Annotated in this window: 1 protein-coding gene; it reads left to right on the top strand. The window is 56.1% G+C overall.

What is annotated here, in order from left to right; translation table 11 throughout:
- Positions 1–570: right-handed parallel beta-helix repeat-containing protein (locus VI25_RS20005; RefSeq protein ID WP_173664804.1), on the top strand; the 570-nt coding region annotated here is incomplete at both ends.

The raw sequence follows: 570 nt of genomic DNA, 5'->3' as shown, positions 1-570 counted from the left end.
CCCGTAGTGCTGGCCGACTTTACAGTACGCAACTACGACTACGGTGTGCAAACGGCAGGCTCGACGCCCACGGCGTACTTTGTGCTGGAGGATATTGAAACTGTAGCCAATCGGCGCCACGGCATTGAATGGAACAGCTTGGTAGGCACCAGAAACATCATATTTCGCCGCCTTCACGCCGCCCAAAACGCCGTGACACCTAATACAAACAGCAACGGTGCCGGCCGAGGACTTTTCTTGGTAAATGGCGTCAAGGAAAACATTCTCATTGAAGATGGCTTGTTTGAGCAAAACCGGCGCGCTGGCATTGACGTCAACGATGGCAGCGTGGGCAACCTAGTTATCCGGGGGTGCCGCTTTTTCCAAAACGCAGGGCCGGGTATTGCCGTGCTGGGCGCCGCAGGAATACGCAACGCGAGTGGGTCTTACACAAGCCCAGCAGCACTGCTGGAAAACAATGGTATTCGCGACAATGCCTCCAATGGCATGGAACTGAAGGCGTGTACGGGTACGGGGCGCCCTAGCGGTGCTGGCAGCTTTGTAGTGCGCAACAACTATATCGCCCGCAGC

Origin of the sequence: Hymenobacter sp. AT01-02 (assembly GCF_000961955.2) — a bacterium.
Lineage (GTDB): Bacteria > Bacteroidota > Bacteroidia > Cytophagales > Hymenobacteraceae > Hymenobacter > Hymenobacter mucosus.
The sequence above is the reverse complement of the archived record's forward strand: the minus strand, read 5'-3'. Positions and strand labels throughout refer to the sequence as shown.